Source organism: Stenotrophomonas sp. P5_A9 (assembly GCF_056400525.1).
In genome coordinates this window covers 34,116-40,971 of the sequence record NZ_JBFULC010000034.1, presented here as the reverse complement: position 1 = coordinate 40,971, position 6,856 = coordinate 34,116, and the positions used below count along the sequence as shown (strand labels likewise).

General features: G+C 67.0%; 5 protein-coding genes and 2 pseudogenes. 4 read left to right on the top strand and 3 right to left on the bottom strand.

Annotation, left to right across the window (positions count from 1 at the left end):
* Positions 1–203, bottom strand: a pseudogene (locus AC1DR7_RS12390) (hypothetical protein); the annotation flags it as partial.
* Positions 200–979 (bottom strand): CDP-diacylglycerol--serine O-phosphatidyltransferase, encoded by a 780-nt coding sequence (pssA, locus tag AC1DR7_RS12385; protein WP_256775347.1) that lies wholly within the window; start codon positions 977–979, stop codon positions 200–202. The pseudogene AC1DR7_RS12390 and the gene pssA, both read right to left, overlap by 4 nt.
* Before the next feature lie 160 nt (positions 980–1,139).
* On the opposite strand from pssA, the gene AC1DR7_RS12380 reads away from it, so the two are divergent.
* The 3 genes and pseudogenes from AC1DR7_RS12380 to AC1DR7_RS12370 all read left to right on the top strand — a co-directional run.
* Complete coding sequence (locus AC1DR7_RS12380; protein WP_457319191.1) at positions 1,140–1,520, top strand: DUF4124 domain-containing protein; 381 nt, start codon at positions 1,140–1,142, stop codon at positions 1,518–1,520.
* 112 nt (positions 1,521–1,632) lie between these two features.
* Positions 1,633–3,324 (top strand): proline--tRNA ligase, encoded by a 1,692-nt coding sequence (locus tag AC1DR7_RS12375; protein WP_478052141.1) that lies wholly within the window; start codon positions 1,633–1,635, stop codon positions 3,322–3,324.
* 167 nt (positions 3,325–3,491) lie between these two features.
* Positions 3,492–3,863, top strand: a pseudogene (locus AC1DR7_RS12370) (H-NS histone family protein); the annotation flags it as partial.
* Between the two features lie 515 nt (positions 3,864–4,378).
* Here AC1DR7_RS12370 and AC1DR7_RS12365 read toward each other — a convergent pair.
* Positions 4,379–5,638: a threonine/serine exporter family protein gene (locus tag AC1DR7_RS12365; RefSeq protein WP_256775344.1), complete on the bottom strand. Its 1,260-nt coding sequence runs from the start codon at positions 5,636–5,638 to the stop codon at positions 4,379–4,381.
* Positions 5,639–5,740: 102 nt separating this feature from the next.
* Here AC1DR7_RS12365 and AC1DR7_RS12360 point away from each other — a divergent pair, with 102 nt between their 5' ends.
* The gene (locus tag AC1DR7_RS12360) at positions 5,741–6,853 is read left to right on the top strand and encodes an ABC transporter permease (protein ID WP_256775343.1); all 1,113 of its coding nucleotides are present in this window, start codon (positions 5,741–5,743) and stop codon (positions 6,851–6,853) included.
* The last annotated feature ends 3 nt before the right edge of the window (positions 6,854–6,856 follow it).

Sequence of the window (6,856 nt, the reverse complement as noted above, 5' to 3'; positions counted from 1 at the left end):
GCGCTGCGCCGCGGCGGCGGCGGCGCCACCTCGGCCGGTGCCTGCGCGGCATCCGGTGCCGGCGCGGCGACCACGCTCAATTCAATCGGTGCCTGCGCGGGCACGTCTTCGATCTGCCCGTCGACAAACACCGTGTAGCCCATCGCCTGCAGCCACGACTGCTGCGCCGGGGACCACAGTGGCGGCAGGCCGATATCGCTCACGCGCGCGGCTCGGCCGTCTTGCGGGCGCGCTGCCACAGCCAGTAACCCGGCCCGGACAAGGCGTAGACAATGCCCACCGCGAACAGCACGCGCGGCAGGTCGATGACCATGATGGCGATGGCGATCGGCACCAGGGCCAGCGCCAGGAACGGCACGCGGTCCGAGCGCGGCCCCTTCTCGCCGCTGCCCTTGAAGCTCCAGAAGCGGATCCGGCTGACCATCAGCAGGGCGGCCACCAGGGTCACCCCCAGCGCGACATAGCGCAGCTGGTTGCCGTCCCAGCCCAGGTTGCCATCGGCGAACGCCCAGACGAAGGACATCATCAACCCGGCGGCCGCCGGGCTGGCCAGGCCGATGAACCAGCGCTTGTCGACCACGCTGACCTGGGTGTTGAAGCGGGCCAGGCGCAGCGCGGCGCAGGCCGCATACAGGAACGCCACTGCCCAGCCGACCCGGCCCAGCACCGGATCGTCGAATTTCAGCCACGACAGCGACCAGTGGTACATCACCAGCGCCGGGGCCATGCCGAAACTGACCAGGTCGGCCAGCGAGTCGTACTGCACGCCGAATTCACTGCTGGTGCCGGTCAGGCGGGCGACGCGGCCGTCCAGGCCGTCCATGACCGCCGCCACGAACACCGCGATGGCGGCATTGACGAAGTCGCCGTTGGCCGCCGCGATGATCGCGTAGAAGCCGGCAAACAGGCCGGCGGTGGTGAACAGGTTGGGCAGCAGGTAAATACTGCGCGAGCGCGGCGGGGGTTTCATCTGATCCATACCGGCCAGTTTAGTGGGTGTGGCGGGCTTTGGGGCGGCCCGGCCGCCGGCCGCCCCGGCGACCGCTGCCACCGCCCGGCCTCCCGCCTGTCGCCGCCGGCTTGCCAGCGCCGGGCCAGGATGCTGCAATCGGCGCCCTGACCTTGATGCCGGAGTTGCCATGCGTGCCCTGCCCTCTGTGTGCTGCCTGCTGCTGCTCGCCAGTGCCTCGGCCAGTGCCGGGACCGTCTACAAGTGGAAGGATGCCAACGGCGTCACCCAGTATTCGGAGAAAGCCCCGACCGGGCAGAAGTACGAATCGCGCCAGGTCGAGGGCCGTGATCCGGTCGCCCGCGCGGCCCCGGCGGCGGCGGCGCCGGCCGAATCCAGCGAGTGCACCACCGCGCGCAGCAACCTGACCCTGCTCAACGGCAAGGGCGCGGTCATGCAGGACACCAACGGCGACGGCAAGGCCGACACCGCCCTCACCGACGAACAGCGCGGCGCGCAGAAGAACCTGGCGGACGCGGCCATCAAGGCGTACTGCAAGCCGGCCGGCTGAGTCACGCCAACCCCGGCTCGGCGGGCCCCTGCGGCCTGCACCGCAGCCGTGATGGGCAGGGGAGCGGCTGGGCTGGCAGAATATCGACTTCTGCCGTTCAGCGAAGCCGACGATGCGCCTCTCCCAGTTCCACCTGCACACCACCAAGGAAACCCCCAGCGACGCGGAGCTCACCAGCCACCGCTTGATGCTGCGCGCGGGCATGATCCGCAAGCTGGCCTCGGGGCTGTACACCTGGTCGCCGCTGGGCCTGCGCGTGCTGCGCAAGGTCGAGCGCATCGTGCGCGAGGAAATGGAACGGGCCGGCGCGATCGAATTCCAGATCCCGACCATCCAGCCCAAGGAACTGTGGGAAGCCACCGGGCGTTGGGAGAAGTTCGGTCCGCAGCTGCTGAAGATCAAGGACCGCAAGGAGCAGGTGTTCTGCTACAGCCCCACCGCCGAAGAGGCTGCGGCCGATTTCGCGCGCCAGGAGCTGTCCAGCTACAAGCAGCTGCCGGTCAATTTCTTCCAGATCCAGACCAAGTTCCGCGATGAAATCCGACCGCGCTTCGGGGTGATGCGTTCGCGCGAGTTCCTGATGAAGGACGCCTACTCCTTCCACCTGCACGATGACTGCCTGGTGCGCGAGTACGAGAACATGAAGGCGGCCTACAGCCGCATCTTCACCCGCCTGGGCCTGGACTTCCGCATGGTGCAGGCCGACTCGGGCGCGATCGGTGGCGATGCCTCGCAGGAATTCCATGTGATCGCCGATTCCGGCGAAGACGCGCTGGTGTTCTCCACCGGCTCGGAATACGCAGCCAACATGGAAGCGGCGATCGCCGCCGCCCCCGGCGCGCGTCCGGCGGCCAGCGAGGCACAGCGCAAGGTTGAAACGCCCACCCAGAAAACCTGCGAAGCTGTGGCGGCGCTGCTTGGGCTGGGCCTGGAGCGCACCGTAAAGTCGATCGCGATCATGAGCGAAGGCGGTTTCGTGCTGGCGCTGGTGCGCGGCGACCATGAGGTCAACGAAATCAAGCTGGGCAAGGTGGACGGTCTGCAGGGCTACCGCATGGCGGGCGAGGCGGAGATCGCGGCGCACCTGGGCAGCGAGCCGGGCTTCCTGGGCCCGCTCAACCCGGCCCAGCCGATCCGCATCGTCGCCGACCGCGATGTCGCGGCGCTGGCCGACTTCGTGATCGGCGCCAACGAGACCGGCTTCCACATCGCCGGCGTCAACTGGGGCCGCGACCTGCCCGAGCCGGAAGTGGCCGATATCCGCAATGCGAAGGAAGGCGACCGCGCCGCCGACGGCGGTGAGCTGAAAATCGCACGCGGCATCGAAGTGGGCCACGTGTTCCAGCTCGGCCGTCAGTATGCGCAGGCGCTCAAGGCCACCGTGCTGGATGAGAACGGCAAGGCGGCGGTGATGGCGATGGGCTGCTACGGCATCGGCATCTCGCGCATCGTCGCGGCCGCGATCGAGCAGAACCACGACGAGGCCGGGATCATCTGGCCGGCGGCGATGGCACCGTGGCAGGTGGTGGTGTGCATCATCAACCCCAAGCAGGACGATGCGGTGGCCACTGCGGCAGCCGAGTTGCTGGCGCAGCTGCAGGCCGCCGGGCTGGATGCGGCGCTGGACGACCGCGGCCTGCGTCCGGGGCAGATGTTCGCGGACATGGAACTGATCGGCGTGCCGCACCGGGTGGTGGTATCCGAACGCGGCCTGGCCGCCGGCACCTACGAGTACCGGTCGCGCAGCGCAAGCGAGGCCGAGAGCCTGGACCGCGATGCCCTGCTCGCGCGCCTGACGGGTTGATCGAAAACAGCAGCACAAAGAGAGCCGGGGGAATATCCCGGCTTTTCTTTTTGCCCGGACGATTGAATATGCCGGTTAACTCTGTGCAGCATCCCGCCGGATATGTATGCTGTCGCGCAAGCCAAGGACTGGCCGACCCCGTCCTTAATTAGATTCCGGAGCAGTTGATGAGCATTGACCTGAGTGGCCTGTCCGCCAAAGAGCTGGGCGCCCTGATCAAGAACGCCAAGAAACAACAGACCATCGTGGCCAAGCGCCCGGCGGTGACCAAGGTGCGTACCCAGCTGACCAAGCTGGCCAAGGCGCACGGTTATTCGATCGAGGAAGTGTTCGGTGGCGCCGTCCCGGCCCGCGGCCGCGCCGCCAAGGCGACCAAGGCCCCGGCCAAGAAGGCCGTGCGCAAGCTGGGCAAGGTGGCACCGAAATACCGCAACCCGGCCAACCCGAAGGAAACTTGGACCGGCCGTGGCAAGCAGCCGCGCTGGCTGGCCGCGCTGACCACCAAGGGCAAGAAGGTCGAAGAGTTCCTGATCAAGAAGTAATGGTTTCCGGTTTCATCGGAAACTGAAACGGAAAACGCCGGCGCGATGCCGGCGTTTTTTTTGGTCTGCGCTTTTTCCAGCTACGCGAGCGGCAGTTGCCAAAGCACTGCAGGATCAACGACTGGCGCGTGCTTGCCCCTGCCGGCTTGGGCGGGTACGGGTGGGTTGGCGGGACACGCCGTAAATACGTCCGTGTAGGCTCCCAAGCCGCATCCATGCGGCTTGAGGGTCCCGCCAACCCACCCGCACCCACCCTTTGACAGGGTGCTGGTGCGCGACGAAAAGCGGCCACCAAGCGCTTTTTCGCCCCTGTCTTTTCCATGGCCCCCGACCCACTGTGGAGGGCGGGGATGTGTGGGTTTGCGGGACCGTGTACGGCAGGGATGCCGTACACGAGCCCCCATGGATGGGTTGACGGCGCGTCCGGCGAACCTGCACATCCCCGCCCAGCCAAGGGACAAGCGGCACTGCGCTCTGACGCTTCTGCAAGAAACGCCAAACGCCACTACCCCTCAGAGATTCTTCCGCGCCGGAATCAACAGATTGCCAAACAGCAACCCGGCCACCAGCGCCATCACCACGTTGAGCACGGTCATCAACACCGTCTGGCCGGCACTCATGTCCTGCTGCTGCACGAGCGTGAGCACCCCGCGCAGACTGGTGCTGCCGGGCACCAGCATGATGATGCCCGGCAGGCGGATGATCGCGCCCGGGCGCTGTGCCAGACGACCGAACAGATTGCCCGCCGCGGTCATCAGCATCGCCGACATGAAAATGCCGGCCGGCAGCCCCCACGCCTGACCGGCGAATTTCGAAATCGCGTACCCGGCCACCGAGGCCGCCATCACCCAGGGATAATCGCGGCGATTGGCCTTGAACAGCATCGCAAAGGCGAACGCGGCCACCAGCAACGCGCTCCATTCCACCCAGTCGGCCTGCGGCCGCGACGCCCGCACGTGCGGCTCCAGCCCGATGATCCCCGACAGCGTCACCGCGATCACCGCGCCCACCGTCAGTTTCAGGATCGTGGTGATCGCCCCGGCAAACCGCGCCGTTCCCGACACCCAGTGCTGGCTCGCCAGCTCATTGACCGCATTGGTCAGCGACATCCCCGGCAGCATCACCACCAGCGAGGCGATGATGACCGTATTGAGATTCAGTGGCCCCAGGAACGAGGCCACCAGCGCCGCCACCGTACCGGCCACCAGTGCCGCCAGCGCCTCGCTGGCCTCGCGGCTGGCCGGGCGCCGATCGGTATACAGCGTCATGACCCCGATCAGCAGCCCGATCATCCCGGCCGTGGCGATATCCAGCCACGGCAGTTTCCACAGCCCGGCCACGCCAGCCGCGCCCAGGCTGTAGGACAGGATCATGCGGATCTTGCCGCGCCGGCCCGGATCCTTGTCCAGCGGCCGCAACGCCGTATGGCCCTGGGCAATGCTCATGGTGCCGTTGGCCACCGCATCGGTGATCTGGTCGGCGATGCTGAGTTTATGCAGGTCGTTTTCACCTGGCGCCAGGCGGATCACGCGGGTGATATCCGATGAACCGATCGCCTTGGTCGGATCGCTGAAACTCAGGATCAGCCCGGTCGGGTTCGACCACGGCTCGCAGTCCAGGTCCAGCCGCTGCGCCAGCGCGACCACCGCTGCCTCCAGCCGCTGCGCGGTGGTGCCGTAACTGTGCAGGCGCCCGGCCATCTCGCACACGAACGCAACGCGCTGCGCATAGGTGGCCTGGGGGGTGGGAAGGGGGGCGGTATCGGCAGACATGCTTCGTAGTATTACCCGAAGGCCGCCCCGGCTGAACAATCATGTCGCAGCGCACACACTTGGTGTGGACACGGACAAGGTATGCTGCGCGCAGGACGCCCCATGACGCCAAGCCAAGCCCCCCATCTCGAACAGGACGCGCAGGATCCCGGACTTGTCCGGCTCTCCGGCCACTGGACCCTGCACACCGCGCTGGACGCGGCCGAAGTGCTGCGCGGCATTCCCGACGGGCTGACCGGCATCGATGCCAGTGGCATCACCGTGCTCGACTCCGCCGGGGTATTGCAATTGCTGCGGGTGGCCCGTCGCGCCGACCTTGGCGAGCATGCGGTCAGCTTCCGCGACGAACACCGCGCACTGGTCTCCACCATCGAAGAAGTCGCCGATGACCGTCCGCGCGCCAAACGCGATTTCGGCGTACTGGCCGCGCTCGAGCGGTTGGGCGTCAGCGTGCATGGGATGGGCCACAACATCGTGGCGCTGGCCAGTTTCCTCGGCGAGAACCTGGTCAAGGGCGCGCGCCTGATCAAGGAACCGCGCCGTTTCCGTCTCACCGCCACGGTGGCGCAGATGGAACAGGTCGGACTGGACGCGGTGCCGCTGGTGGCGCTGCTGTCGTATCTGGTCGGTGCGGTGATCGCCTTCCTCGGCTCGACCATCCTGCGCGACTTCGGCGCGGAAATTTATGTAGTTGAGCTGGTCAACATCGCCTTCCTGCGCGAGTTCGCCGTGCTGCTGACCGCCATCGTGCTGGCCGGGCGCACCGCCAGCGCCTTCACCGCGCAGATCGGTGCGATGAAGGCGCGCGAGGAAATCGACGCGATGCGCACCCTCGGCCTGGACCCGATCGACCTGCTGGTGCTGCCGCGCCTGGTTGCGCTGTTGATCACCCTGCCGCTGCTGACCTTCATTGCGATGGTGGCCGGCCTGGCCGGTGGCATCACCGTGGGTGCGTTCGACCTGGGTATCCCACCGCAGATGTACATCGCGCGGATGCACGAGACCATGGAAGTGCGCAACATGCTGGTGGGGCTGTCCAAGGCGCCGGTGTTCGCACTGGTGATCGGCCTGATCGGCTGCCTGGAAGGCCTGAAGGTCGAAGGCACCGCGCAGTCGGTCGGTGAGCGCACCACCTCCAGCGTGGTGCAGGCCATTTCGCTGGTGATCATCCTCGACGCGTTCGCCGCGTTGTGGTTCATGAAGATGGGCTGGTAAGCG